General features: G+C 69.9%; 20 protein-coding genes. 13 read left to right on the top strand and 7 right to left on the bottom strand.

What is annotated here, in order from left to right; translation table 11 throughout:
• Window positions 1-17 precede the first annotated feature (17 nt).
• Complete coding sequence (locus tag ACZ3HL_RS27690; protein ID WP_465534730.1) at window positions 18-1,502, top strand: adenylate/guanylate cyclase domain-containing protein; 1,485 nt, start codon at window positions 18-20, stop codon at window positions 1,500-1,502.
• Here the strand turns inward: ACZ3HL_RS27690 and ACZ3HL_RS27695 are convergent.
• Complete coding sequence (locus ACZ3HL_RS27695) at window positions 1,489-2,487, bottom strand: beta-ketoacyl-ACP synthase III (protein WP_465534610.1); 999 nt, start codon at window positions 2,485-2,487, stop codon at window positions 1,489-1,491. The two genes, ACZ3HL_RS27690 and ACZ3HL_RS27695, sit on opposite strands and share 14 nt — an antisense overlap.
• A gap of 225 nt (window positions 2,488-2,712) precedes the next feature.
• Between ACZ3HL_RS27695 and ACZ3HL_RS27700 the strand changes: the two genes are divergently transcribed.
• Together ACZ3HL_RS27700 and ACZ3HL_RS27705 are read left to right on the top strand one after the other, a co-directional pair.
• Window positions 2,713-3,186, top strand: coding sequence for an Lrp/AsnC family transcriptional regulator (locus ACZ3HL_RS27700; RefSeq protein WP_192747544.1), 474 nt, complete (start codon window positions 2,713-2,715; stop codon window positions 3,184-3,186).
• 204 nt (window positions 3,187-3,390) lie between these two features.
• Window positions 3,391-3,795 carry an SsgA family sporulation/cell division regulator gene (locus ACZ3HL_RS27705; protein WP_034319994.1) on the top strand — a complete coding sequence of 135 codons (405 nt, stop codon included), beginning with the start codon at window positions 3,391-3,393 and terminating at the stop codon, window positions 3,793-3,795.
• 101 nt (window positions 3,796-3,896) lie between these two features.
• Here ACZ3HL_RS27705 and ACZ3HL_RS27710 read toward each other — a convergent pair whose 3' ends face one another.
• Complete coding sequence (locus tag ACZ3HL_RS27710) at window positions 3,897-4,991, bottom strand: S1 family peptidase (protein ID WP_465534611.1); 1,095 nt, start codon at window positions 4,989-4,991, stop codon at window positions 3,897-3,899.
• 473 nt (window positions 4,992-5,464) lie between these two features.
• On the opposite strand from ACZ3HL_RS27710, the gene ACZ3HL_RS27715 reads away from it, so the two are divergent.
• The 7 genes from ACZ3HL_RS27715 to ACZ3HL_RS27745 all read left to right on the top strand — a co-directional run bounded on the left by ACZ3HL_RS27715 (window position 5,465) and on the right by ACZ3HL_RS27745 (window position 17,948).
• Complete coding sequence (locus tag ACZ3HL_RS27715) at window positions 5,465-8,392, top strand: helix-turn-helix transcriptional regulator (RefSeq protein ID WP_465534731.1); 2,928 nt, start codon at window positions 5,465-5,467, stop codon at window positions 8,390-8,392.
• Window positions 8,393-8,824: 432 nt separating this feature from the next.
• Window positions 8,825-9,676: an ESX secretion-associated protein EspG gene (locus ACZ3HL_RS27720; protein WP_465534612.1), complete on the top strand. Its 852-nt coding sequence runs from the start codon at window positions 8,825-8,827 to the stop codon at window positions 9,674-9,676.
• A gap of 30 nt (window positions 9,677-9,706) precedes the next feature.
• Complete coding sequence (locus ACZ3HL_RS27725; protein ID WP_465414801.1) at window positions 9,707-10,123, top strand: hypothetical protein; 417 nt, start codon at window positions 9,707-9,709, stop codon at window positions 10,121-10,123.
• An 11-nt stretch (window positions 10,124-10,134) separates the two neighbouring features.
• Window positions 10,135-12,123: a hypothetical protein gene (locus ACZ3HL_RS27730; RefSeq protein ID WP_465534613.1), complete on the top strand. Its 1,989-nt coding sequence runs from the start codon at window positions 10,135-10,137 to the stop codon at window positions 12,121-12,123.
• Window positions 12,120-12,449 carry a type VII secretion target gene (locus tag ACZ3HL_RS27735; RefSeq protein WP_465414797.1) on the top strand — a complete coding sequence of 110 codons (330 nt, stop codon included), beginning with the start codon at window positions 12,120-12,122 and terminating at the stop codon, window positions 12,447-12,449. The genes ACZ3HL_RS27730 and ACZ3HL_RS27735 overlap by 4 nt, the downstream gene beginning before the upstream one ends.
• Window positions 12,446-12,958, top strand: coding sequence for a YbaB/EbfC family nucleoid-associated protein (locus ACZ3HL_RS27740; protein ID WP_465534614.1), 513 nt, complete (start codon window positions 12,446-12,448; stop codon window positions 12,956-12,958). The genes ACZ3HL_RS27735 and ACZ3HL_RS27740 overlap by 4 nt, the downstream gene beginning before the upstream one ends.
• Window positions 12,959-12,992: 34 nt before the next feature.
• Entirely contained in the window at window positions 12,993-17,948 is a 4,956-nt protein-coding gene (locus ACZ3HL_RS27745; RefSeq protein WP_465534615.1) for an RHS repeat-associated core domain-containing protein, read from the top strand.
• A 75-nt stretch (window positions 17,949-18,023) separates the two neighbouring features.
• Here the strand turns inward: ACZ3HL_RS27745 and ACZ3HL_RS27750 are convergent, their stop codons facing one another.
• The 3 genes from ACZ3HL_RS27750 to ACZ3HL_RS27760 form a co-directional block, all read right to left on the bottom strand.
• A complete protein-coding gene (locus ACZ3HL_RS27750; RefSeq protein WP_465534616.1) occupies window positions 18,024-19,199 on the bottom strand; it encodes a GGDEF domain-containing protein in 1,176 nt (391 codons plus the stop codon).
• 253 nt (window positions 19,200-19,452) lie between these two features.
• The gene (locus tag ACZ3HL_RS27755; RefSeq protein WP_465534617.1) at window positions 19,453-20,715 is read right to left on the bottom strand and encodes an MFS transporter; all 1,263 of its coding nucleotides are present in this window, start codon (window positions 20,713-20,715) and stop codon (window positions 19,453-19,455) included.
• A 72-nt stretch (window positions 20,716-20,787) separates the two neighbouring features.
• The gene (locus tag ACZ3HL_RS27760; RefSeq protein WP_465534618.1) at window positions 20,788-21,504 is read right to left on the bottom strand and encodes a CTP synthase C-terminal region-related (seleno)protein; all 717 of its coding nucleotides are present in this window, start codon (window positions 21,502-21,504) and stop codon (window positions 20,788-20,790) included.
• A 76-nt stretch (window positions 21,505-21,580) separates the two neighbouring features.
• On the opposite strand from ACZ3HL_RS27760, the gene ACZ3HL_RS27765 reads away from it, so the two are divergent.
• Complete coding sequence (locus ACZ3HL_RS27765; RefSeq protein WP_465534619.1) at window positions 21,581-22,429, top strand: LysR family transcriptional regulator; 849 nt, start codon at window positions 21,581-21,583, stop codon at window positions 22,427-22,429.
• Here ACZ3HL_RS27765 and ACZ3HL_RS27770 read toward each other — a convergent pair.
• Window positions 22,417-23,079, bottom strand: a complete 663-nt coding sequence (locus tag ACZ3HL_RS27770; RefSeq protein WP_465534620.1) for a hypothetical protein — start codon at window positions 23,077-23,079, stop codon at window positions 22,417-22,419. The two genes, ACZ3HL_RS27765 and ACZ3HL_RS27770, sit on opposite strands and share 13 nt — an antisense overlap.
• A 96-nt stretch (window positions 23,080-23,175) precedes the next feature.
• Window positions 23,176-24,000: an SDR family NAD(P)-dependent oxidoreductase gene (locus ACZ3HL_RS27775; RefSeq protein WP_465534621.1), complete on the bottom strand. Its 825-nt coding sequence runs from the start codon at window positions 23,998-24,000 to the stop codon at window positions 23,176-23,178.
• Window positions 24,001-24,147: 147 nt separating this feature from the next.
• Here ACZ3HL_RS27775 and ACZ3HL_RS27780 point away from each other — a divergent pair, with 147 nt between their 5' ends.
• Window positions 24,148-24,879, top strand: a complete 732-nt coding sequence (locus ACZ3HL_RS27780; RefSeq protein WP_465414777.1) for a trypsin-like serine peptidase — start codon at window positions 24,148-24,150, stop codon at window positions 24,877-24,879.
• A gap of 7 nt (window positions 24,880-24,886) precedes the next feature.
• The gene (locus ACZ3HL_RS27785) at window positions 24,887-25,105 is read left to right on the top strand and encodes an RNA-binding S4 domain-containing protein (RefSeq protein ID WP_016330720.1); all 219 of its coding nucleotides are present in this window, start codon (window positions 24,887-24,889) and stop codon (window positions 25,103-25,105) included.
• Window positions 25,106-25,139 lie beyond the last annotated feature (34 nt).

Consider the following 25,139-nt stretch of genomic DNA (forward strand, 5'->3'; position numbering starts at 1 on the left):
GGGTGCGCGGGATGACGATGTCGAGCCGGTTCCGGCTGGTGCTCCGGACCAGTCTCGGGTTCGCCGCGCTCGGCGTCGGATCCAGTGTGTGCGGCGCCGGAGTGGTCGCGTTGCTGCTGCTCCTGCAGGGTCTGCCGAGCGAGGTCGGCGATCGCGGCTGGATCCTCGGCGTCACGGCGGCCGGCATCGTCGCGCTGGCGCTGATCGTCGGCACCCTGTGGACGGCTTGGCTCCAGCGGCGCACGGCGGTCTGGTTCGTGTTCGGCCGCCCGCCGACGAAGGCCGAGGCCGAGCGGGCGCTCCGGCTGCCGGTCGACATGGGGATCGTCAGCGGGACCCTCTGGCTGATCGGCACGATCGTGCTCGGCGCGCTCGCGCGGGTACTCGGGTCCTGGATGGACGCGCTCGGGATGGCGCTGGTGATCGGGCTCGGCGGGCTGACCACGGTCGGCCTCACCTATCTCGCCGCCGAATGGGTCGCGCGGCCGGTGATGACGATCGCGCTCAAGGTGACCCCGCCGAAGGGGACGCTCAGGGTCACCGTGCGGACCAGGGTGGTCGTCACCTGGTCGCTGGCGAGCGGCGTGCCGTTCCTCGGCGTGCTGCTGGTGGCCGCCCCGCCGGACCTCGGCCAAGGCGACCACGTCGCGAGCCTGATCATGCTTTCGGCGATCGGGCTGGGCGTCGGCGCGATCGGGACGGGCCTGCTCGCGAAGGCCGTCGCGACGCCGCTGCACCGGCTGCGGGTCGCCCTCGACGAGATCGCGCGCGGCAACAAGGAGGTCGTGGTCCAGGTCGACGACTCCAGCGAGATCGGCCTGCTCCAGACGTCGGTCAACGACCTGGCCGCCGGGCTCCGTGAGCAGGAGCGGATGCGGGATCTCTTCGGCAGGCACGTCGGGGACGAGGTCGCGCGGCACGCGCTCGAGTACGGCGCCTCCCTGTCGGGCGACGTGCGCGAGGTGACGGCGTTGTTCGTCGACGTCGTCGATTCGACGGCCTTGGCGAGCCGCACCCCGCCCGAAGACCTCGTGAAGATGCTCAACCGGTTCTTCACCAGCGTGGTGAACGCGGTCGGCGCGCGCGGCGGGCTGGTCAACAAGTTCCAGGGTGACGCCGCGCTCTGCGTCTTCGGCGCCCCGACCAGGCTCGCGGACGCGCCGACGGCCGCCCTTTCGGCCGCGCGGGCCATCCGGGACGCCGTTCAGGAGACCGGTGAGCTGGACCTCGGCATCGGTGTCGCGAGCGGGCGGGTCTTCGCCGGTCAGCTGGGGACCAGCAGCCGGTTCGAGTACACCGTCATCGGCGACGCGGTGAACGAGGCCGCACGCCTGACCGAGGACGCGAAATCCGCCGACGGCCGGATCCTGGCGAGCGAGGCGGTACTCGAGGCCGCGTTGGAGAGCGAGCGCGCGCACTGGAAGCCGTACGCGGAACTCGAGCTGCGCGGCCGCCAGGAGCCGACGCACGCCTGGGAGGCGAGCGTGCTCAGCCCGGAATGACGTCCGGCCAGCGCAGTAGCGTCGAGCCCCAGGTCAGTCCGGCGCCGAAGGCCCCCATCACGACGCGGTGCCCCGGCTGGAGCGCCCCGTCCTTGGCCGCGTCGGCCAGCGCGATCGGGATCGAGGCGGCGCTCGTGTTGCCCACCTTCTCGATGTTCGAGTACATCACGTCCTCCGCGAGCCCGAGCTGTTTCGCGCAGGTCTGGAGGATGCGGATGTTCGCCTGGTGCCCGATGAACCGGTCGATGTCGCCGACCGCCCAGCCCACGGAGTCGAGCACCGCGCGCGCCGATTCGGCCATGCGGGCGCAGGCGTGCCGGAAGACGGTCTGACCCTGCATCACCAGGTAGTGGTCGCGCGGGTCGTCCGAGCGGCGGTTCTTCGCGCCGCCCGCCTCGACCCAGAGCAGCTCCGCGAGCGCGCCTTCGCTGTGCAGATCGAACGGGCCGAGCGCGCCGAGCTCGTCCGGGTCGCCGGCGCGCAGCAGGACCGCGCCCGCGCCGTCGCCGAAGATCGGCACCGTGCCGCGGTCTTCGGGGTCGATGAGCGAGGTGAAGACGTCGGCGCCGATCACCAGGACCCGCCGCGCGATCCCGGCGGCGATCAGCCCGGCGCCGGTGGCGAGCCCGTAGACGAACCCGCTGCACACGGCGTTGACGTCGAACGCGGCGACACCGTTCAGTCCGAGCCCGGTCGCGACCTGCGGCGCGCTGGCCGGGCACAGCTGGTCGGCCGTGGACGTCGCGAGCACGACGGCGTCCGCCGCGGTCTCCCCCGCCGACGCCAGCGCCCGGCGGCCCGCCTCGACCGCGAGGTCCACAGTGGACGTCCCAGGGTCGACGACCCGGCGTTCGGCGATGCCGGTCCGCGAGCGGATCCACTCATCGGAGGTGTCCAGCCGCTGGGCGATCTCCTCGTTGCCCACCACGCGCGGAGGCAGCCACGAGCCGAGACCGGCGAGAACGGCGGCCTGAGATGAGGGCACCAAGGAATCCTTTCGCGGGGAAATGAGAGGTCTGCCATTCACTTGTAAGCGCTACCATTCAGTAGACCCGTCAGTTGTGTTCCGGGTCACAATTCAAAGAATTCTCATCTTCTTTCCGGGAGTGACCGGGCACACGGGCCGACCACCCGAACGGGTGACGTACACCGCGTCTCGGCGCGAGCGGAGAACAGGCGCCCGGGAGAGCCGTCCGGCTAGCCTGACCTGGTGCACACACCCGACCTCGACCGCATGGACGTCGCCATCCTCGCCTGTCTCCAGTCCGACGCCCGCACGATCGCCGAGCACATCGGCGCGAAGGTGGGCCTGTCGGCGGCCGCCGTACAGCGGAGGATCAAGCGGCTGCGGGAGACCGGGGTGATCGAACGCGAGGTGGCGGTGCTGTCGCCGCGGGCGCTCGGGCTGTCGATGACGTTCGTGGTGATGGTCGAGATGGAACGCGAGAACCTCGCGGTCCTCGACGGGTTCCGGCGCCAGGTGCTCGCGGACGACAACGTCCAGCAGTGTTACTACGTCACCGGCAACGCGGACTTCGTGCTCGTGGTGACCTGCCGGGACATGGCGGATTTCGAGACGTTCACGCGGCGGATGTTCTTCGACAACCCGAACGTGCGGCACTTCACGACGTCGGTCGCGATGGACCGGGTCAAGACCGGGCTGTCGCTGCCGCTGGAGCCCTGAGGGTCCAAAAAGGACACCGCGGCCTCGTCACCACGGGTATCCACCCGGACGCAAGGGGTCTGTGCCCGGCGTTACACCACTATGGACAGATGCAGCCGATAGCGTGAACGTCGTCGCAGTCGCGTCATCCGGCGCAGGTCCGGCCATCTCCTCCCCGAGACGAAAAGTTCGCGCCGCGCGAACCACGAGCACCGAGGAGTGGCCGTGCACACCGACGCAATTCACCAGAGCCAGTTCGTTCTGCTGAACAACAGCAGCACGCCCGTTCTTTCCCGCCTGTCCTTCCACGCCGGCGAACCGTTCGCGGTCACCGTGTCGTTCCGGACGGAGCGCGGCCGGTGGGTCGAGTGGACCTTCGCGCGTGAGCTCCTCGTCACCGGCCTCACCGACCCCGCCGGGCTCGGCGACGTCCGCGTCCGCCCCGACCTCTCGGAGGACGAGGCTCTGCTGACGCTCGAAATCGAGTCGCCCGACGGCTACGCGTCGTTCGAGCTCGAACGCGAGGACGTCGAGACGTTCCTCGAGTCCACCTACGAGCTCGTCCCGCTCGGCTCCGAGAGCGAGCACTTCGACGTCGAGGCGCTGATCGAGGAGATCAGCAACGTCTGAGACTTTCCCGCGGCACGAAGACGAAGGGCGGCCCGAGTGCGCTGGAGGCACTCGGTCCGCCCTTCGTCCTTTTCACGGTCTCCCGCTGACCGGGGCTGAGGTCAGCCGAGGACCAGGGAGGTCCCGGTCGCGGACAACGCCGGCCGCACCGGGAAGAAGTACGTCACCGAGCTGTTGCCGCCGGACAGCATGCCCTGGGCCTGGTTGCCCGCGATGAACGAGCCGCCGGAGTCGCCCGCCTGCGAGCGGACGTTGGTGGCGGTCATGCCGTAGACCGTGCCTTCGGCGTAGCGGACGGTCTGGTTCTTGGCTCCGACGGTGCCGCAGGTCCAGCCGGTGGTCGAACCCGACTTGCAGACCGACGCGCCGGTGGCGGCCACGGTCGAACCGCTCACGCGGGTGCCGTTGTTGATGACCCCGCGCGGCACCCAGTTGCTGTTGACCCGGACGTGGCCGTAGTCGTTGCCGGGGAAGCTGGCGCGGGCGAACGAGCCCATCGCGACCCGGTTGTAGCCGGCCACCGTGCCGGGGCCGCAGTGGCCGGCGGTGAGGAAGCCGCCGTTGACCGAGAAGCCGATCGAGCAGCGGGATGAGCTGTTGATGTAGTAGGCGTCCCCACCGCGGACGTCGTACTTCAGCGTCGGCACCGAAGTGGTCTCGACCACCGCGACGGCGGTCTTGTCCACCTTGGCCTTCTCCAGGTACGAGTCGACGACGCCGCTCTTGCCCGGCAGGACGTTCACCGTCACGCGGTTGGTCCTGGTGTCGACACCCCAGCCGGTGATCGCGCCGTCCGCCGCGCGCTCACTCGCGTTCAGTTTGTCCACAGTGGAATCGAGCTGGGCGGCCGAGAAGCGGACGAGTTCCGCTTCCGCGCCACTGGCGAGGACCTGGCCCAGTTTCGCCGCGTCCGTGACGCCGACGCGGAGCTTGCCGGTGGCCGCGTTGTAGCTGGCGCCGCCGAAGCTGCCGTCGAGCGCCGAAGCGAGTGACTGTTCGAGCGCGCCGGCGGCGGTCTCGCTCTGGATCCGGGCGAGTGCCTGGTCGGCGGTCAGGCCGAGGTCCCGTTGCAGGGCGGGAACCATCTCGGCGTTGAGCAGAGTTTCCGAGGACGCTGCCGCGGGGGTACCCGTGACGAGCGCGCCGGTGGCCAGTGCTGCCGTGGCGGCCACACCGAGGAGCTTCGTGATCTTCATGCTTCTCCCTCGTCATCACGCACGGCTCCGGTTCGCCATGCGATGTCCCTCCCCTGACGGGTGAGCGTTCTGGACTCGGACGAAGGCCGCAATCCGGGTCGGCGCGGGATAGGTATACCCATTCTTCGGGAGCCGGATCCCCTGCTCCACGGGCGGCCACCTAGTGCGGGCACCCGGTCGGGCACGTCCGTAAGTAGGGTTTCGAAGCAAATACCTTGCGTAGTCATTGCCACCCCCTGAACGTGGGATGAATCGCTGAATCGGGTTTGTCGCCGACGTTTCGGGTGTCCAGTGATTTTCCAACCGACGATCCGTCAGCCAACCGGTGACGCTGCGTCGGCAGACGGCCCCGGGGGGTGCCCGTGGTGTCCGGGTTGGGTGGTTTACGACCGAGTAGGCAGTGCTTAGGCTCCGCAGGACAACGCACAAGATCGTGTCGGGCTCAGCGGGAACTCCCCACCGAGGAGCGCATGATGTGGCTTGCCACCCCTCGCCCGACCTCGGTTTCGGTCCGCGCCGGATCGACGGCGCTCGTGGGCCGCGACGTCGAGGTCTCGGCGATCGTGAAGATCCTGCTGCGCCGTCCCGCCGCCGTGCTGATCGAAGGCGAACCCGGGATGGGCCGCAGCAGGCTGCTCGACGAGCTGGCCGGACGCCGTGAATTCGCGGCCGCCCGGGTGCTCCGGGGTGCCTGCCAGCCGATGCGCGAGCCGTTCCCGTTCGGGCCGGTGCTCGAAGCGCTGCGTTCGGCGGGCGACCGGCCGCTCGGTCCGCTCAGCCCGGTCGCCGGGGTGCTGAGACCCTTACTGCCCGAACTAGCGGAAAGCCTTCCGCCCCAACCGGAACCACTCGCCGACCCGTGCGCCGAACGGCACCGCCAGTTCCGCGCCGTCCGCGAACTCCTGATCGCCTGCGGGCCCGCGCTCGTCCTGATCGACGACCTCCAGTGGGCCGACGAAGGCACCCGTGACCTCATGCGCTTCCTCGCCGCGGCCATGCCCGCCGAACTGGCCGTCGTCGCGGCGTACCGGACCGGCTCGCCGTCGGGACACGGCAGCGCGGGTATCCCGTTCCGCACGCGGGCGAACGTCCAGACCGCCCGCGTGACGCTGGGCCCGCTCGACGTCGAAGCCGTCGGGAAGCTGGCCGAGGAACTGCTGGACCTGCCGCGGGTTTCCGCGCCGTTCACCGCGAAACTCCACGAAAGCACCGCCGGGATCCCGTTCGTGGTCGAGGAGACCCTGCGGGCGCTGCGGGACGCGGCGGGCCGCCTGCCGATCGGCGAAGTGCTGAGCGACCGGTTGCTGGAGAGCCTCGAAGTCCCGATCTCCCTGCGTGAGGCCATCACCGAACGGCTCGACGCGCTCCCCGGGCCCGCTGTCCGGCTGGCTCGTGCCGCGGCGGTGCTGGCCGTCCCGTCCGAGCCCGCGGTGATCGGCGAACTCGCCGGTCTCGACGGCGACGAGCTCCGTGCCGCCCTTTTGTCCACTTTGGATGGCGGTGTCCTCGGTGAACTCGGCGGCGACCGCTACGGCTTCCGGCATCCGTTGGCCCGTAAGGCCGTCTACGACACGGTGAGCGGTCCGGAGCGCACCCTGCTGCATTCCCGCGCCATCCAGGTGCTCGCCGATCAGCCGGTCCCGCCGCTCACCCTGCTGGCGAACCACTCGCGCGCGGCCGGCCGGACGGAACAGTGGCGCCACTACGCCGAGGCCGCCGCCGACGAGGCCATCGCCCGCGGGGACACGTCACGGGCCATCGACCTGCTCCAGTCCGTGCTCGCCGACGCGGGGCTCGGCGAGGACGACATCGCCCGGCTGGCCACGAAGCTCAGCCAGGTCGCGCTGCGCGGGTTCCGCCCGGACGTCATCGAGACACTGGAGCGGATCCTCGAAGACCTCGCCGACCTGCGCCCGAGCGTGCGCGGCACGATCCGGCTCAGCCTCGGGATGCTGCTGGTCCGCACGATCGGGCGCCTCGGCCGCGGCCGGGTCGAGGTGGAGAAGGCGATCACCGAACTGGTCGACGAGCCGGAGCTGGCCGCCCGCGGGATCAACCTGCTCGCCCAGCCGATCGACGGGCTGACCCCGTTGTCCTGGCACGAGGTCTGGATGGGGCGGGCCCGCGAGGTCTTCGGCCGGATCGAAGACCCGGAACTGCGGCTCGCGCTGCTCGGCGACCGGATCTCCACCCAGGCGCATATCGGCGACGGGTCGGCCTGGACCGAGTTCACCGCGCTGCCGGACCAGGGCGGCAGCGTCGCCGAACGGGTTCAGCTGGCGCGGCTGTGGTGCAACCTCGCCGACGCGCAGTCCTGGGCAGGCCATCTGACCAGGGCGGAAAAGCTGGTCACGGAAGGGATCCGTCGCGCGACCGACGCCGGCGCGCTGTACGCCGCCGGGCTCGCTCAGGGCACCCGGGTCCGGCTCGACTGGGTGCGCGGTGACTGGTCCGGCCTCGCGGAGGCCACCGAACAGCTGCGCGACGCCTACCCCGACCTCGGCCCGATAGTCATGGAGTGCTCGCTCGTCCTCGGCGGGTTGTCCGCCGTTCGCGGGGAATTCGCCGCCGCGCAACGACATCTGGCCGCGGCGAGCGTCCACGCCCCCGAACACGGGCCCATCCCCGTCGTCCTCTCGGCCGCGGGGGTCCTGATCCGGGTGCTCCTCGCGACGGACGACGTCGACGGCGCGTGCGCGGCGGCCGACAACGCCGTCGCGGCGGCCCGGCGCAAGGGCGTCTGGGTGTGGGCGGCGGCGCTGGTTCCCGCCGCCGCCGAGGCCTACACGCGGGCCGGGCGCTGGTCGGAGGCGGACGCCGTGGTCGAGGAATTCGCCCGCGGGATCGACGGCAAGGACTCGCCGGTCTCCCGGGTCGCGTTGCTCGCCGGCCGGGCGATCCTGCTCGACGCGCGCGGTAAACATCCCGCCGCGGCAACGGTTTTCGACGAGGCGGCGGCAGGCTACGAGGCACTGCCGATGCCCTACCAGGCGATCGGCGCCCGGGAACGGGCGGCGCTGTCGCGGCTGAACGCGGGCCGTCACACCGCGGGCGACCGCAAGGCGATCGAGGAACTGGCGTCGGCCGCGGAGGCCTACGAACGGCTCGGCGCGACGAGGGACGCGGGCCGCTGCCGTCACCAGCTGCGGGAACACGGCGCGTGGGCCCCCTCGCAGCGCGGACGGCGTGGCTACGGCCAGGAGCTTTCGCCCCGGGAACTCGAGGTCGCGCGAATGCTTTCCGACGGACGGACGAACCGGGAGATAGCGGACGGATTGTTCCTTTCCCCGCGTACGGTCGAGCAGCATGTCGCCAAGGTGCTGCGGAAACTCGGGGCCCGGTCACGGACGGACGTGGCCCGCCGGATGACGACCTACGCGCCCGCTTCAGCCGACCGGTGAGGAGTCGTCCCCTGTGGACAGTCGCCACCGTGGTGAGCCCCGGCTGGGGTGTTGCGAAAGCCACTTTCGCAACCATCAAGGTTGTGAAAGTGGCCTTCGCAACGGCGGCCCCGCAAGCAAGGCGCCCAGGGACTGACGACAGAGCGGCGGCCCGCTCGACCCGAAGGGCGTGCCCGTGCCAGACGTCGCGAAAGTGGCTTTCGCGGCACCCCCGGCCCGGAGGGCCCGTACCCGCCCGGAGGCCGGCTGAGCAGGCCGATCACCGTGCCCGTTATTCCTTTAGGGGCAAGAAAAGTGCCCGATCGGGCATGGTGATCCATTCCATCGGGTTCACCGGTGTACGTATGGTTTCGTAGGTTCATGCGCTGTGCTAGTTTGTTTTGGCCATTAACAAAGTCGGGGCCCGACCCCGTGAGGGAGTAGCGCAGAAGCATGGCTGAGCGAGCCGATTTCGCGCTGGGGACGGTCGAGGCGACAGTGGTCGGGCAGGCGCTTGGCGTCGACGCCCGCTTGTTTCCGTTGCGCATCCAGAACACTTCGATCGACCCGGAGCGGTACGCCGCGATCGTCCGGAAGGTCTACACCGATCTCGAACGGCGCCGCCTGTCGATCGACGGCGAGCTGAACCAGGCCGTCCGCACCGCGTTCGCGCTGCTCGGGAACCACCGGATCACCGTTTCGATCAACGGTATCGACGGTATCGGCCAGGACATCGCCGTCCTCGCGCTCACCGACGGCAGGCAGGCGCTCGGCATCACGCAGGCCCACGGCGAAGACCTCCTGCAGTTCGCGCTCTTCTCCGACGAAGAGCTGGTCGAGGTCCTCTCCGGGGTGCTGCCCCGGATGCGCCCCGCGTCGACCGGCCGCCGCACACTCGTGCAGAAGGAGGAGCGCGCCGTCTCCGCGATGGCCGCGCGCCGCCAGGCCGAAGCCGAGTTCGACGAGGAAGAGACCGACGCGTTCGGCAACCTCCAGTTCACCGGCGTCGTCCGCGCCCGGCCGGAGGCCCCGGCGCCGCGCAACGACGAGAGCGACGTCGAGGTCCTGGAGAAGGTGCTGTCCGGGACCCGCCTCGGCGGCGGGTACATCATCGTGAGCGGGATCGGCCGCCGCGGCGAACGGCTCCGGTCGACACCGTTGAGCTGGCTCGACACCGAAGACGGCCGGTACCTGATCCGGACCGAGACCGACGAAGCCTCCGGCGCCGTGATCGGTCACTACGACCCGGCGAGTCAGTCGGGCGTGGCGAACGCGATCCGGGACGCCATCGCGGACATCTACTGACCTTCCTGAATCCGGCGAGAGGATCCTCCGTTGACCGAGGAAGCACAAGAACTGCAGCCGACGGCGGCGTGGGCCCCCATGAAGGTCGGGCTCTCGGGCACGCAGCTGAAGCGCATGGCGGTGCAAGGCGGCTTCGCCGTCGACGAGACCACCGGCCAGGAGATGATCCGTTCACTCCAGGGTGTGATCGACAGCCTCGAAGAGCGCTGGAGCGCGCTGACCAAGCTGCAGAAGTCGCCGCCGATGAGCTCCACCGCGACCGCCCGCTGGGTGTCCGAGCACATGCACGGCACCGCGACGGACGCGCAAGGTCTGCTCACCCAGCTCCAGGCCGCTCGCGCCGAGTTCCCGACCTACATCGAGGCGATCGAACTCGCCCAGCGGAACTACCGGGAACGCGACACCCAGAACCAGCGCGACCTGAAGCAGATCGACACCGAGATCTGAAGGAGAGACCCGTGACCGAATCCGAGGAGAAGACGGCGAAGGTCTCCGACCCGAACTCGCCCGATTACGACCAGCTCGACCCGCACTACGACCCGACGGCCGACTCCTCGTCCGACTACTACGTCGGGCCGCTGGCGGACAAGGCCGCCTCCGGCGACGAGATCCGGGCCGGTGCCACGGCCGGGACGGACGCCCTCTTCGACATCCTCGGCTGGGGGCAGACGCCGCTCGTCCTCGTGAAGGACCAGTTCACGCAGAAGATGTACGAGGCGCAGCTGGAGAAGGCGCGCGAAGGTCTCGACAAGAACCTGGACCTCCGCAAGCCCGGCGAGCCGCCGTCCACGGTCTGGGCGAACGCCACCCACGAGCAGATGCAGACCGCGATCGCGGACAACGCGGATCCGGCCGCGGTGGGCGAGACCTCCGAAGAGTGGATCCGGGCGGGCAACGACCTGGCCTCGCATCAGCGCAACCTGGCGAAGGCGATCAGCGCGAGCACGGCCAACTGGGAGGGCGAGGGCGGCGACGCGGCCCGCGAGCACCTCGCCGGGGTCGGCAAATGGCTCGGCTCGACCGCGAACGGCGCGACGCTGGCCGGGCGGCAGCAGCAGATCCATTCGCAGACGCTCAATGAGACGCAGAAGCAGATGGCGGCGAATCCGCCGGTGGCGTTCAGCGTGCAGGAGGCCAACGCCAACCTGCAGAAGATCACCGACCCGTACGTGTACATGGCGCAGCTCGGGAAAGACCTCAGCACCTTCAAGAAGCAGCAGGACGCGCGGGACCAGGCCGCGAAGGTGATGACCGACTTCGACAGCACGGTCGGCTCGGCGATCGCCACCCCGGCTTTCCCCGCCCCGCCGAAGCTGGCGACCGCGCAGGCGTCCCGGCAGTTGCAAGGCAGCCCCGCGGGCGGCGGCGCGGGTTCGCCCGCCGGCACGCTTCGCGACCGGATGTCACCCGAAGGCACCCCCTTCGAAGCGGTTTCGGACCGTACTCGCCCGGACGGCCTCGTCGCCTCGATGGACGGCACGCCGCAGGGCGGGGCCGGTGGCCCCGGCGGTGTGTCGCCGTTCAACTCGCCGACCGGCGGACCGGGTGGCGGCTTCCCCGGCAGTGGCGGTCCCGGCGGCGGCCCCGGTGGTGGTCCCGGTGGCTTCCCCGGCGGTGGCGGTCCCGGCTCCAGCCCGGTCATGCCCAACATCGGCGTCCCGAACGGGCCGACGGGCGGCGAGACCTACAAGCCCGCGGCCTCGGCGGGCCCCAACCTCCCGAACCTGCCCAAGATCGACGACACCACGCGCACCACGGGCTACACCCCGCCGTCCGTCACGCCGCCGTCGTTCACCCCGCCGAACATCCCCATCCCGGAGGGCGGCGGCCCCCGGCCCGGTAGCGGTCTTCCGTTCACGCCGCCCAGCATCCCCGTCCCCAACGGGCCCACCGGCGGTCCGAGGCCGAACCTGCCGAACATCCCGCCGGTGACGCGTCCCGGCGGGATCGGCGAGCGGCTCACCGGCCCCTCGTTCCCGGACGGCAACTCCTACAAGGGCACGCCGTACAACGCGCCCAAGCTCGGCATGCCGAACATCCCCGGCGGTGGCGGCACCGGCGGCACCGGCGGTGGCGGCACCGGCGGTGCCAGCGGCTTCGGTGGTGGTGGCGGCGGTGCCGGCGCCGGTGGCGCGGGTGCCGGAGGGCTCGGCGGTGCCGGCCGGGCGACGGGTTCGCTCGGCACGGGCGGTGCCTTCGGCGCGGGCGCGATGGACGCCGAGGCGGCCGCGGCCCGTGCGGCAGGCTCCGGTGGCAAGCCGGGTACGCCCGGCGGCATGGGGCCGATGGGCGGCATGGCCCCCGGTGCCGGCAAGGGACAGGGCCAGGAGGACAAGGAGCACAAGGTCGCCGACTACGTCGAGTCCGACGACCCGTCCTTCTTCGCCGCCGACGAGGTCGTGGCGCCGCCGGTGATCGGTGACTGGAAGAACAAGGACTGGAAATGACGGCTTCGTTCGAGGTCGATCCGGACGATCTGACCGCGCACGCGAGCCATCTCGAAGGGCTCGTCGACCGGCTGAACACCGCGCACGGCGCGACCGGTTCGGCGATGTCTCCGGACGCGTACGGCCTGCTGTGCGCGTTCCTGCCGCCGATCGTCAACCCGGCGGGCGAACGCGCGGCGGAGACTATCAAGGCGGCCGCGGAAGGCATCCAGTCGACGGCCGACAACGTCCGCACCGCGGCCAAGTCCTATGTAGACGGTGACAAGACCAACGCGGAACCGTTCAAGGCGGACTTCAAGGCCCTGGACATCGGAGGAAAGCAGTGACCGGCGGGAACGAGCTCGGCGAGCTCATGACCGACCCCGACGAGGCCCAGCGGAAAATGGACCGATGGGCCGCGGGGCTGGAAGAAAAGGCCCAGCGTTACGCGGCCGCGCAAGAACGGACGGAACAGCTGCGGCTGACCGCGTCCAGTTCCGACGGCGCCGTGAAGGTCACCGTCGGGGCGGACGGCGGCGTGACGGATCTCGAGTTCGGGAACAAGGCCAGGACGTATCCGCTGGAGGAACTGTCGCGGCAGATCCTCCAGACCATGCACCAGGCCCAGTCCGGGATCGCGAACCAGGTCGCCGAGGTCATGCAGGAATCGCTCGGCGACGAGGACCAGGAGACCAGGGCGCTGATGATCGGCACCCTGCGCAGCCGCTTCCCCGAGATGGAAGAGGAAGAGTCCCCGGACCCGCCCGCTCCCCCCGCTCCGTCCGCCGACACGCCGCCCGCGCCTCGCGACAAGCGTCACGAAGCGCCGGACGACGAGGAAAACTCGCCCTGGTGAGTTCCTCGTCCCTTGAATCACCAGAAAGGTCGTCGTGGGTAACCCGCTTGTCGCCGAGGTAAAGGACTCGACGAAGGCGTACACCGGCTCGTCGTTGCTGGAGTCGGCGTTCGAACTGAAGTCGGCCATCGAAAGCGGCGACTGGGCCTCGGTGGCGCTGGGCGCGGTCGGGACCGCGCTCGACGCGCTGTCGATGGCGATGGACCCCTTCGGCGCGATCCTCGCGAACGGTGTCGGCTGGCTGATGGAACACGTCGGCCCGCTCAAGGAGGCGCTCGACGCGCTCACCGGCAACGCCGACGAGATCGCCGCGAACGCCGAGACCTGGATGAACATCGCGACCGAACTCGGTGACGTCGGCGCGGATCTGGCCGGGATGGTCTCCGCCGACCTGCAGAGCTGGACCGGGGTTTCGGCCGACGCGTACCGCGCGCAGGCCAAGGACACGGTCACCCTGCTGGAGTCGGCGAAGGCGGGTTGCGAAGGCGCCTCCAGCGGGGTGAAGACGGCGGGTGAGGTCGTCGCCGCCATCCGCGCGCTGGTGCGCGACATCATCGCCGAGCTGATCGGGCATCTGATCAGCTGGGCGCTCCAGGTGCTGTTCACCCTCGGGATCGGGCTGACCTGGGTGGTCCCGCAGGTGGTCAACGCCGTCGCGAAGACCGCGAGCAAGATCGCGAACCTGACGAAGAAGACCGTCAAGGCGCTCCAGGCGCTGATGCCGCTGCTGAAGCGAGCGGACGACCTGTTCGACAGCGCGGCGAAGGCGCTGAAGAAGCTCCAGCCGGGCAAGGGCGCGCCCGCGCCGAAGCCGAACAAGCTGGACGAGGGCACGACACCCAAGAGCAGCCCCGACGGCGGTGGTACTTCACCGTCCGGCGCGGGGCCCGGCAAGAGCGATCCGCCGCCGGTGAAATCGGATCCGCCTCCGCCGCCGAAGAACGAGACGACGGACGGGCCGACCACGCCGTCCGGCTCGCAGCCTCCGCCACCCAGGGACCGCGGCGCCCAGAAGCCCGAGACCACCAACCGGATCAAGGACAACGAAACCACTCCGGGGGACCGCGTCCCGCCCAAGGAGCGCGGCGGCTGCGGCGACCCGATCGACGTCGCGACCGGCTCGATGATGCTGACGCAGGACGACGTCGTGTTCGCCGGCGTCCTCCCGCTGACCGTGTCGCGGACGCACCTCTCGTCGTACCGTCTCGGCCGGTTCTTCGGCGCGTCCTGGGCGTCCACTGTGGACCAGCGGATCGAGGTCGAGGCCGACGGCCTGCATCTCGCACTCGCCGACGGGACACTTCTTTCCTACCCGGTACCGGTTTCCAGTCCCGTCCTCCCGGAATTCGGGCAGCGGCTCCCCTTGTCCAAAGTAGACGGCGGCTACGCGGTGACCACTCCGGACGGGATGCTGTTCTTCTCCGGCCCCGGGGACACCCTTCCGCTGCGCGCGATCGCGGACGGCGACGGTCACCGGATCTCCGTGCACTACGACGACAACGGCGTCCCCCGGGAGCTGGAGCATTCCGCGGGCTACCGCTTGCTCGTCGAGTCGAAGGACGGGCTCATCACCGCGCTTCGGCTTCCTGGAGCGGAAACCGCGCTGCGGAGCTACCGGTACGACGAGCGGCGCCGCCTGGTCGAGATCGCCGACGTCGCCGGGCAGCCCCTGCGGTTCACCTATGACGCCGAAGGCCGGATCGTGCGCTGGGAGGACGTCAACGGGCGCTGGTACGGATACGGCTTCGACTCCGCGGGCCGCGTCGTGCGGGCGCAGGGCACCGGCGGCTTCCTCGACGTCGACATCGAGTACGACCGGGAGAACCTGGTCACCTCGGTCACGAACTCGCTCGGGCACGTCACCCGGTATCAGCTCGACGAACTGCACCGGATCGTCGCGGAGACCGATCCGCTGGGCAACACCACGCGGTACGAAATCGACCGCTTCGGCAAGCTGCTCAGCCACACCGACGCCTTGGGCCGCACCACGCGATGGGAAATGGACGACGACGGGAACGTCGTCACCGTGCTGCAGCCGGGCGGCGGCCGCGCGCTCGCCGAGTACTCCGCGCCCGGCCGCTGGACCAGCAGGACCGGGCCGGACGGCGCGGTCTGGCGCCGCGAGTACGACGAGCGGGGAAAGCTCGTGCGGGCCACGGATCCGACCGGCGCCATCACCACCTACGGCTACGACGACGCGGGCAACGTCGCGGTCGTGACCGACGCGCTCGGCGGCGTCACCCTGATCGAGTCGAACGCGGCGGGCCTGCCGGTCGGGGTCACCGACCCGCTCGGCGCGGTGACGCGGTACACCTACGACGAATTCGGACAGACCACCTCGGTCACCGACCCGCTCGGCGGCGTCACCCGGACGAAGTGGGACGGCTTCGGTGAGATCGCCGAGCAGATCGACCCCGACGGTTCGGTGTGGCGCTGGAACCGCACCACGGCGGGTTCGGCCGACGAAGCCGTGGACGCCCGCGGGCACGCCGTGCGCACCGAGTACTCGCAGTTCGACCTGCCCACCGCCGAAATCGGCCCGGACGGCGATCGACTGTCCTATGTGTACGACACCGAGCTGCGGCTGGTGTCGGTCACCAACGAACACGGACTCGTCTGGCGCTACGACCACGACCCGGCCGGGAACCTGGTGGGCGAGACCGATTTCAACGGCCGCACCACCCGCTACGGCTACGACGCCACGGGACAACTGGTGTCGCGCACCAACAGTCTCGGCCAGACGGTCGCCATCGAACGCGACGCGCTTGGCCGCGTCGTCGGCCGCCGGGCGGGCGACGACGTCGCGACTTTCACCTACGACGGCGCCGACCGGATGACCTCGGCGCGCAACGCGCATTCCGAAGTCACCATCGCCTACGACGCGCTGGGCCGCATCGTCTCGGAAGCGCTCAACGGCCGGGCCGTCCTCTCGGAGTACGACGCCATCGGCCGTCGCGTCGCGCGGCGCACGCCGTCGGGCGCCGAGTCCTTCTTCGCCTACGACGCGGCGAGCCGCCCCGTCGCACTGCGAACCGCCGGGCGCACCCTGCGTTTCGAGTACGACTCGGCTGGCCGGGAAGTGTCCCGGCGGCTCGAAGGCACGCCGGTCGAGCTGCGCCAGGGCTGGGACGCCGCCGACCGGCTGACCTCCCAGACCGTGTCCACCGGCCGGGGTGTCGTGCAGCATCGCGAGTACGGCTATCTGCTGGACGGACTCGTCTCGTCGATCTCGGATTCGCTGTCCGGGCCGCGGTCGCTGCGGGTCGACCGGGCGGGCCGCGTGGTCGACGTCCAAGGTCAGGGCTGGCGGGAGAGTTACGGCTACAACCTCGCGGGCGCGATCACGCAGGCGGGCTGGCCGGGCGCGGATCCGGCCGTCGGACCGCGGCGCTACCAGGGCACCCTGACGACCGGCGCCGGGACGACGTCGTACCTGCACGACACCGAAGGCCGCACGATCGCGCGCCGCGAACCCGGCCGCGCCTGGACGTACCAATGGAACTCCGACGACCGGCTGACCGGCGTGGTCACCCCGGACGGCGAACGCTGGCTCTACCACTACGACGCGCTGGGACGGCGGATCGCCAAGCAGCACCTCGACGTCCAGGGCCGGATCCTCGAACAGATCGACTTCACCTGGGACGGCTCGAACCTCGCCGAGGAGATCCGCGGCGGCATCGCCGTCGTCTGGGACCTGGAGCCGGGCACGGAACGGCCGATCACGCAGATCGAACGGATCCCCGGGCAGGACGCCCGGTTCCACGCCATCGTCACCGATCTCGTCGGATCACCGAGCGAACTGCTCGACGAGTCGGGCGATGTCGCCTGGCATCTGCACACTTCGTTGTGGGGCAAGGTGCTCTCGCCGCCGGGGCGGGCATACACGCCGTTGCGCTTCCCCGGCCAGTACCACGACCCGGAGACCGGGCTGCACTACAACTTCAAGCGTTACTACGACCCGGCCACCGGGCGGTACCTCTCGCACGACCCGCTCGGCCTCGAACCGGCGTCGGACTCGCTGGCCTACGTCGGCAACCCGACGGACATGATCGACCCGCTCGGCCTGGCACCGACGAAACCGAAGACGGGCACCTGCGGCAAGGGGACCCGCGGGGGCGGCGGCAAGACGAAATCGTCGGGCAACCGGGTCACCAAGCCGAAACCGACGCCGGGTCCGAAGAAGCCGCGGCGCCCGCCACAGAGCTACCTCGACGGCACGCACGGCGCGAAGAAGCGTGAGCAGAACCGGCTCACGGCGAAGTACGACAACGAGCTCAAGGCCGACGGCCGGGAGAAGGTCTCCGGAGATTCCCACGAGTCCGAGCACCCGGTCCCGTACGAGGCGATCGGCCGTGGCAGTGGCGGCGCACGGGGTTCGAGTCACGAGCAAAAGGACCTGGAGAACCACGCTTGGGCGTATCAGGAGGCCAAACCCGCGCACGCGTCGCATATCGGTACCGGTAACAAGGGCGACCAGGACCTGACCGAAGGTTCGGCGAAGCCGAGCGGCTTCAAGAACAGTCAGGAGTACCGCGACTCCGAGCGCAACGCGATGGAAGGCGGCGACGCGAACACCGCGATCCAGCTCAACCAGCTCGACTACGCGTTCCGGGACGGGTTCAAGAACACCGACGGCACCCTCGACGGCAAGATCGCGGACGACTCGTACCACAAGATGATCGACGACGCGCACGCCAGCGGCAAGGGCCTCACCTACTCGACCGGTCCCGGTACGACCGCGACCACACCGCCGCTGTCCAGTCACGACGTCAAGGAACTGCACATGACCCGGGACACCATCCGGGACGGGGACTGGCCCGAGGAGATGAAGCGGCAGAACCGCGAGACCTACGAGCAGGAAGTCGACCGGATCCACGACAACTACCCGGAGCCGAGCGCGGCCGACCGGGCGAAGTACCAGACCGGCGAAGGCGGCTGGGGCGACCTGGATTACGGCAAGAAGGACCCGAACGCGATGGACGTCGACTGACCCCGTCGCGTTTCGTCCTCTGGATGCGGTCCTTGCGTGTGCAACTACCGCATCCAGAGGACGAAATGCGGGTCGTCAGGCGGCGGCGAGGGCGACGACGCGGTTCCGCCCGCTGTTCTTCGCCTGGTAGAGCGCGGAGTCGGCGACGTGCAGCAGCCGTTCCAGCACGGTCCCGCCGGACGGGTAGACCGCGGCGCCGATCGACACCGAAAGCCCCCGCACGACACCCGGCCCCGAAGCGGTCGCGACCTCGACTTCGAGCGCCATCACCGCTCGCCGCACGCGCTCGGCCACGGGGAGCACGTCGGTCTCCGTCGCACCGGGAAGCAGCACCACGAACTCCTCCCCACCGAAGCGGCCGACGGAGTCGTAGTCGCGTACGTGCTCGGAGATAGTCTTCGCGACGGCCTTGAGCACGACGTCGCCGGCGAGATGCCCGTAGACGTCGTTGACCTGCTTGAAATGGTCGAGGTCGAGCATCAGCACACCGAGTTTGCTCTTCGCCCTGGCCGCCGACGTGAGCTCCCGCTCGCCCAGCGCGTGCCACGCGTGCGCGTTCAGGACACCGGTCTTGCCGTCGATGTTCGCCGCGATCTCCAGCTGCCGCACCAGCACACTGCGGTGCAGCACCAGCACCGGCAGCAGGACGAACGGGACGAGCGCGGGCGCGTGCACGATGCCCAGCGCGGTCGAGGTCCCGAGCACCAGCGTGGTGATCTCGAGCAGGTTGTCGTCGCCGGTGCCGAACAGCGCACGCGGGGCCCTCGCCCCGGTGTGCAGGTACACCGAGAGCGCCACGACGAAGGCGTTGACCACGGTGAACACGGCCGCCGCCTCGACGATCTTCAGCGAGCCGGCGAACCCGACGGGCAACCCGTTCCATCCGGAGACGATGGCTCCCGAAGCCAGGCAGGAGATCACGATCGCCGCCGCGCAGTACACCACGCGATACGCCGGGCGGTGGCTCATCCCCCGCCACACCCGGAGCCAAAGATGCAGGTAGATGAGCAGCCCGAGGGCCAGCGCGAGCCCCTGCGGCAGGACGAGCACCCCCGCGAACGTCCACACCGAAGTCATGTTGATATGCGGCCGGTCACAAAGCGTGCGCCGTAACCGTTCCACCGAACGCGAAAGCTCGGCCTGCAGGACGGCGAGGCCGAGCAGTGATCCGAATCGGACGAATTCCGTAGTCTCGTAGTTCGATCGGAGCAGGGCGACTACCGCGACTGCCGCTGCAAGTCCTTCCACCACAAGGAAAACCGCGGGAACACCGCGTGGTCCGGACCATAACTCCCAGTGTCGGACCCAGGCTCTCAGACGTGTACCGGTCCCTTCTCCGGCGAGTTCAACATCCCCCATAATCATCGTCACCGGCCCCCTTCCGTACACATTTCAATGTATCCGAGGTAGTACTGAGGGTGGCTCGAGTCAATTCCGGAACACACAGATGGAGCAGTGGGAGGGAGGACCATCATGAACGGTCGCGAGGACTGATCCCGTCAATTCATCCGGTCCGGCTCCCGGCCGGGAGCCAGACATCGGGGCCGGTGGCGATGGCGCGTTTCCAGGCCATCGCCATCGGTCCCGCCGAGGCCACGGCCACCGTCGCGGCCACCCCGACGGCCACGAACGGACCGGTCAGCTGGGCGAGACCGCCCGCGAGCATGATCCCGATTCCTTGCACCGTCACCAAACTCGTCGAGGTCAGGCCCATCACCTGTGCCCGGACCCCATCGGGCACCGCGCGGGCCATCAACGCGACCGCCTGCAGGTGGTACGGCGCCGCGAAGGCCCCGCTGAGCCCGATCAACACCAGGCAGACCGGCAGCGGCGGACGAAAGAAGAGAAAGACCAAAGGAACGACGGATGCGATGGCGAGAATGCCGACCATTCGCGTTTTCCGTCGCGCCGGAACCCATTTCGTGAAGATCCACGATCCGATTACCGAACCGACCGGATCCGCCGCGAGAATGAGCCCGACCGCGAAAGTCCCCGCCCCGAGACCGACGGCGAGCGGCGCCGCGAGCCCTTCCGGCGCGATGGCGAACCCGGCGAGCATCTTCAGCCCGAAGAGCACCCGGATTCCCTTGCCCTGCCACAGTTCTCTGGCGCCTTCACCACTGAAAGCCCGTGCCACCCGGCTTTTCACCGAAGATTCCGCGGCGACGGGCCTCCGGCGGCGAACCCCTGTGGACACCAGCAGTGCCGAGACCACAAAGGTCACCGCGTCGATCACCAGGCCCCAGTAGGGCGTCACGAACCCGATCACCAGCCCGCCACCGCCGAATCCGGCGAGCTGTGCCGTTTGGATGGTGATCGTGCGGACCGCGAGCCCGGCGATGTACCGGTCGCCTTCGAGGACGTCCGGAAGCAGCGCGAGCTGCGCCGCCCGGAACGGGCCGCCCGCCATCGTCAGGACCACCAGCAGTCCCGCCAGCACCACGAGCGGCGTTCCCGGTACGGCCATCAGCGCCGCGATCACCGCGCGCAGCAGGTCGCAGACGATCATCACCGTCCGGCGCGGATACCGGTCCGCCAAACCGGCGAACAGGGTGCCGCCGATCAGCGTCGGCAGGTACGTCAGGCCGTAGGTGAGCCCGGTCAGCCCAGCCGACGCCGTTCTTTCCCAGACCAGCACCGACAGTGCCACTCTTGCCAGCTGGTCACCGGCCTGCGAAAGCGCCTCGGCCGCCCACAACGCACGGAACTCGCCGACCGCGAAAGCGGCCTTGAACGCGGTGCTCCGAGCGGAATCCCCCTTCGCCATGAGCCCCTCCCCTTGGCTCACGGTAGTCGATCACTTCCGCAGTGTCAGCGTCCATCCGGACCACGACGATCGTCAAAGTCCACTGTGGACGGACAGTTTCGCGTGCTCCACGGCGGCGCGGGCGAAGGCCTCGACGAGCGGATGCGGCCGGGTTCCGTCGCCGGCGAGTTCCGGCTGGAACAGCGACGCCACGAAGAACGGATGCTCCGGCAGTTCCGCGATCCGCGCGTCGCCGTCGTCGTCGAATCCACTGAAGACCACGCCGTTCGCCGCCAAGGTGTCCAGATGCCGGGCGTCGAGGCCGTACGAACAGTGGTACCGCTCGACGGATCGGTCCGCCCCGAGGATCCGTGCCGCGCGGGTGCCGGGCGTGACGTGGACGGCGCCCTCGTGCCCGACGAGCGAACAAGCCAGCGGGACGATCAGCCGCTCGGCCGACTCCGGCTCGTTCTCCGCGTGCCCGATCCCGCCGAGGCCGCAGACGTTCCGCGCGAATTCCAGCAGCGCGTGCTGGAAACCGGCGCAGGTGCCGAGGAACGGGACACCGTTCTCGCGGGCGACGCGCACGGTCTCCACCGCGCCGGCTTCGGACCGGTAGGGGCTGCCGGGCACCAGCCAGACGCCGTCGAAACCGGTGATGTCGCCGACGGCGTCGGTCGGGAGCCAGTAGGCGTCGAGTTCGAGACCGTCACGCTCGGCGAGACGCGCGAAGAGCGTCGGGATCCGGACGTGGGAGCGGACGCCGTCCGAACGGTCGCCGACCAGGGCGATCCGGGCTTTCTCTGTCATGCGGACATCCTGACCCGCGAACCGAGTTCAGCGCCAACGATGATCCGTGCTGGATCGATAAGCGATACTGATGACCATGGAGACCCATCTGCTCCGCACCTTCGTCGCGGTGGCGCGCGGCGGCTCGTTCTCGCGGGCCGCCCGCGAGCTCGGCTACACGCAGTCCGCGATCTCCCAGCACATCGCCGCGCTCGAACAGGATCTCGGCACCACGCTGCTGACCCGGCGGCCGGTCGCGCCGACCCGGGCGGGGGAACGGCTGCTCGAACACGCCGGCCCGCTGCTGACCCGGCTCGACGCCGCCCGCGCGGATCTCGCCAGACTCACCGCGGCCCCCACCGGGCGCGTCGTCCTCGGGCTGACCCCGCTGTCGCTCACCGCCGAAGTCGCCGCCACCGTGCGGCGCGGCACCGAAGTACGCGTCCTCGGCCGGGAAGGCGTCCTGGCGGAAATCGCGGCGGGCGCACTCGACCTCGGTCTCGTCGACGGGATGACCGCGCCGAGCGATCCGCTCCCGCTGCCCGACGCCGGCCCGCTCACCACCACCGTCGTCGGCGAACGCCCGCTCGCGGTCGCGGTCCCCGCGGGCCATCCGATGACGGGACGATCCGTCCGGCTGGCCGAACTCGCCGACGCCGGGTGGATCGACGCACCGGACACCGCGATCCCCTTGGAGCGATTGAGGAAATCCGCCTCGACCGACGGGTTCCGCGGCAGGCTGCGGTACACCGGGACCGACGTCCGCGGCCTGCTCGGCCTGGTCGCCGCCGGGCAAGGGCTGGCGCTGCTCCCGGCGGACGTGCTCACCGGCGTGAGCACCCTTTCCCTGTCCTCGCCGCGCGTGGTGCACCGCACCGAACTAGTGCACGGCGACCCCGGAGAGGGCTCCGCGCTGGCCGCCGCGCTGACGCGTCAGCGGCCGTAACTCATCATTCCCTGCGCCATCTCCATCGCCAGCGAACTCGCCACGACGGGATCCATCATGCTCCGGAGGCTCTCCGTCGCCTTGTCCCGCGAGCCGAGGTCGGAACGCGGCTGCTCCGCCGGTTTCGTCTCGGCGGGCGGCAGGGCGACGACCTGCTCCTTGGCGGGCTTCTTCTTCGTCGCGGGCACCTGCTGTTTCACGGTGACCGGGACGTAGACGGTCACCGGAGCGGCCTGCGGCGCGGGCTGCGCGGCGGGTGGCGGCGCGGGCTGGGTCGCCACGGCGGGCAGCGGCTGCTCGGGCAAGGCGGTGTCGTCGACCGGCTCGACGGCGAAGGTTCCGGCGAACCAGCCGATCGCGAGCAGCGCCACGCCCGCCCCGCCGGCCAGCCACGACCGGGCGCGGCGATGGATGACGACGGCCTTGGGCCGCAGATCCTTGTCCACGACCGGTTCGCAGACCGGGGGCCGCACCGGCATCGGCTCGGGTTCGATCTCGTTCTCCGGGCTGCGCCGCCGCTTCGGCAGGCTGGCCGCGATGATCCCCGTCCGGTCCAGGAGCTCGACGGTCTCGACGGGCGCGGAGAAGGCGTCGGTCGACGGACGGCGCTGGGCGGCGCGCGGCATGGGGACCTCCGGAAGCGGAATCACGAACTTGAGCATTGTGGTGCATTTCCGACGCCGCCGTAAGTAACGCACCCCGATCGAGTTATCCCGAGCCGTCCGGAGCACGGAGGGTTACTCCGTTCAGAGTCGTTTCATTCCCAAGCGCCCCAACAGGGCGAGCGGCCGCTGGTAAAAGGAGCCGAGCACGCGGGGAATCGCGTCGATGGCGTACGCGTCCGGACCGATCAGGATGCGTGCCGTCCCCCGTTCGATACCGCGCACGATCGTCTGCGCGGCCTTCTCCGGCGTCGTCCTCGCGATCTTTTCGAATCCCTCGGCGGCTTTGCCGATGTCCCGCTCGACGCCGCCCCGCGCGTCACGCGCGATATTCGTCTTGATCCCACCGGGATGCACGCAGCTGACCTTGACCGGATGCCGGGCGATCAGCATTTCCTGCCGCAGCGCCTCGGTGAAGCCCCGCACCGCGAATTTCGCCGCGTTGTAGGCGCTCTGGGTGGGCACGCCGATGAAGCCGAACACGCTCGAAACGTTGACGACATGCCCGTCACCCGAAGCGATCACCTGGGGCAGAAAGGCTTTCGTGCCGTTGACCACGCCGCCGAGATTGATCCCCATCAGCCAGTCGTAGTCGTCCCAGGTCATTTCCTCGACCGTGGCCCCGAGCGCGACCCCGGCGTTGTTGACCACGACGTTGGCGCCGCCGAAATCCACGGCGACCTCCTCGGCGTGCGCGAGAACGGCGTCGCGGTCGGCCACGTCGAGTGCGTACGCCTTCGCGGTCGCGCCCGCCTTCTCACACTCCGCCACGGTGCCCGCCGCACGGACGGCGTCGACATCGGACAGCGCCAGCCGGGCGCCCCGCCCCGCCAGTTCGATCGCGAGCGCCCTGCCGATCCCCGAGCCCGCGCCCGTGATCACCACGACCTTGTCCGTGAACGACTTCATACCCGCTCCCAACCAGCTCGACTGTTACCGGAGGTAACACATACTACGGCTGTGAGCTTGCTGTGCGTCGATCGATTCGGGCCGTGTTCGCGTACCACTTATGGTGATCTGGAACTCCGACGGCCGTGGACGAGCGAAAGGAAGGCGATGCGCCGCGCCCTGTTGTTCGCGCTCTGTGTCGTTCTGTCCGGTTGCTCAGCCGTGCCGGATCCCGCCGCGACGGTGGCCGGCGCCCCCGCCGGGCCACGGACCGACCCGGCGATCGGCGCGCTCTTCCTCGACGGAACGCATTTCTGCACGGCCAGTGTCGTCCACAGCGCTCCCGGCGACCTCCTGCTGACAGCCGCGCATTGCCTCCACAACGGCGAAGGCGGCGATTACGCGACGGGGATCTCGTTCGCGCCCGGCTATCACGACGGTGTCGCGCCCTACGGCTATTGGGACGTCTCGGATCCGCGGGTCCCCGACGGCTGGGCCGAGTCCTCCGACCCGGACCTCGACGTCGGATTCGCGACCGCCCATCAGGCGGGCACCACGAAGACCCTCGAAAGCGTCACCGGTGCCAACACACTGCTGACCGGCGGCGGGTTCGCCCATGCGATCACCCTGACCGGTTATCCCGACGAACAGGACGCGCCGGTCGTCTGCCACGGCTCGAGCGCCCAGGCCGACACCTACCAGATGCGCGTCGCGTGCCCGGGTTTCACGACCGGCACCAGCGGCGGCCCGTGGGTGATCGGCGACGGCGCCGGGCCGGGCACCGTCGTCGGCGTGATCGGCGGCTACCTGTACGGCGGGGACGATCCGGACACGTCCTACAGCAGCTATTTCGACACCGACGTCGCCACCTTGTACCGGAAGATGGACGCACGGGGATGATCTCCCCATGAGCATCCACGACGTCCCGATCACCGGAGAGCCGATCCGCCTCGGCCAGTTCCTCAAACTGGCGAACCTGGCCGAAGACGGCTCGCACGCCAAAGACCTCCTCGACGCCGAAGAGGTCACGGTCAACGGCGAGGTGGAGGTCCGGCGCGGCCGTCAGCTGACGAACGGCGACGTCGTGGAGGTCGGCGGCGAAGGCGGCCGCGTCGTCCTGGGCTGAAGGGGACTTTCCCCGCATGCGATGCCTTCACCGC

Source organism: Amycolatopsis sp. NPDC000009, from assembly GCF_055563465.1.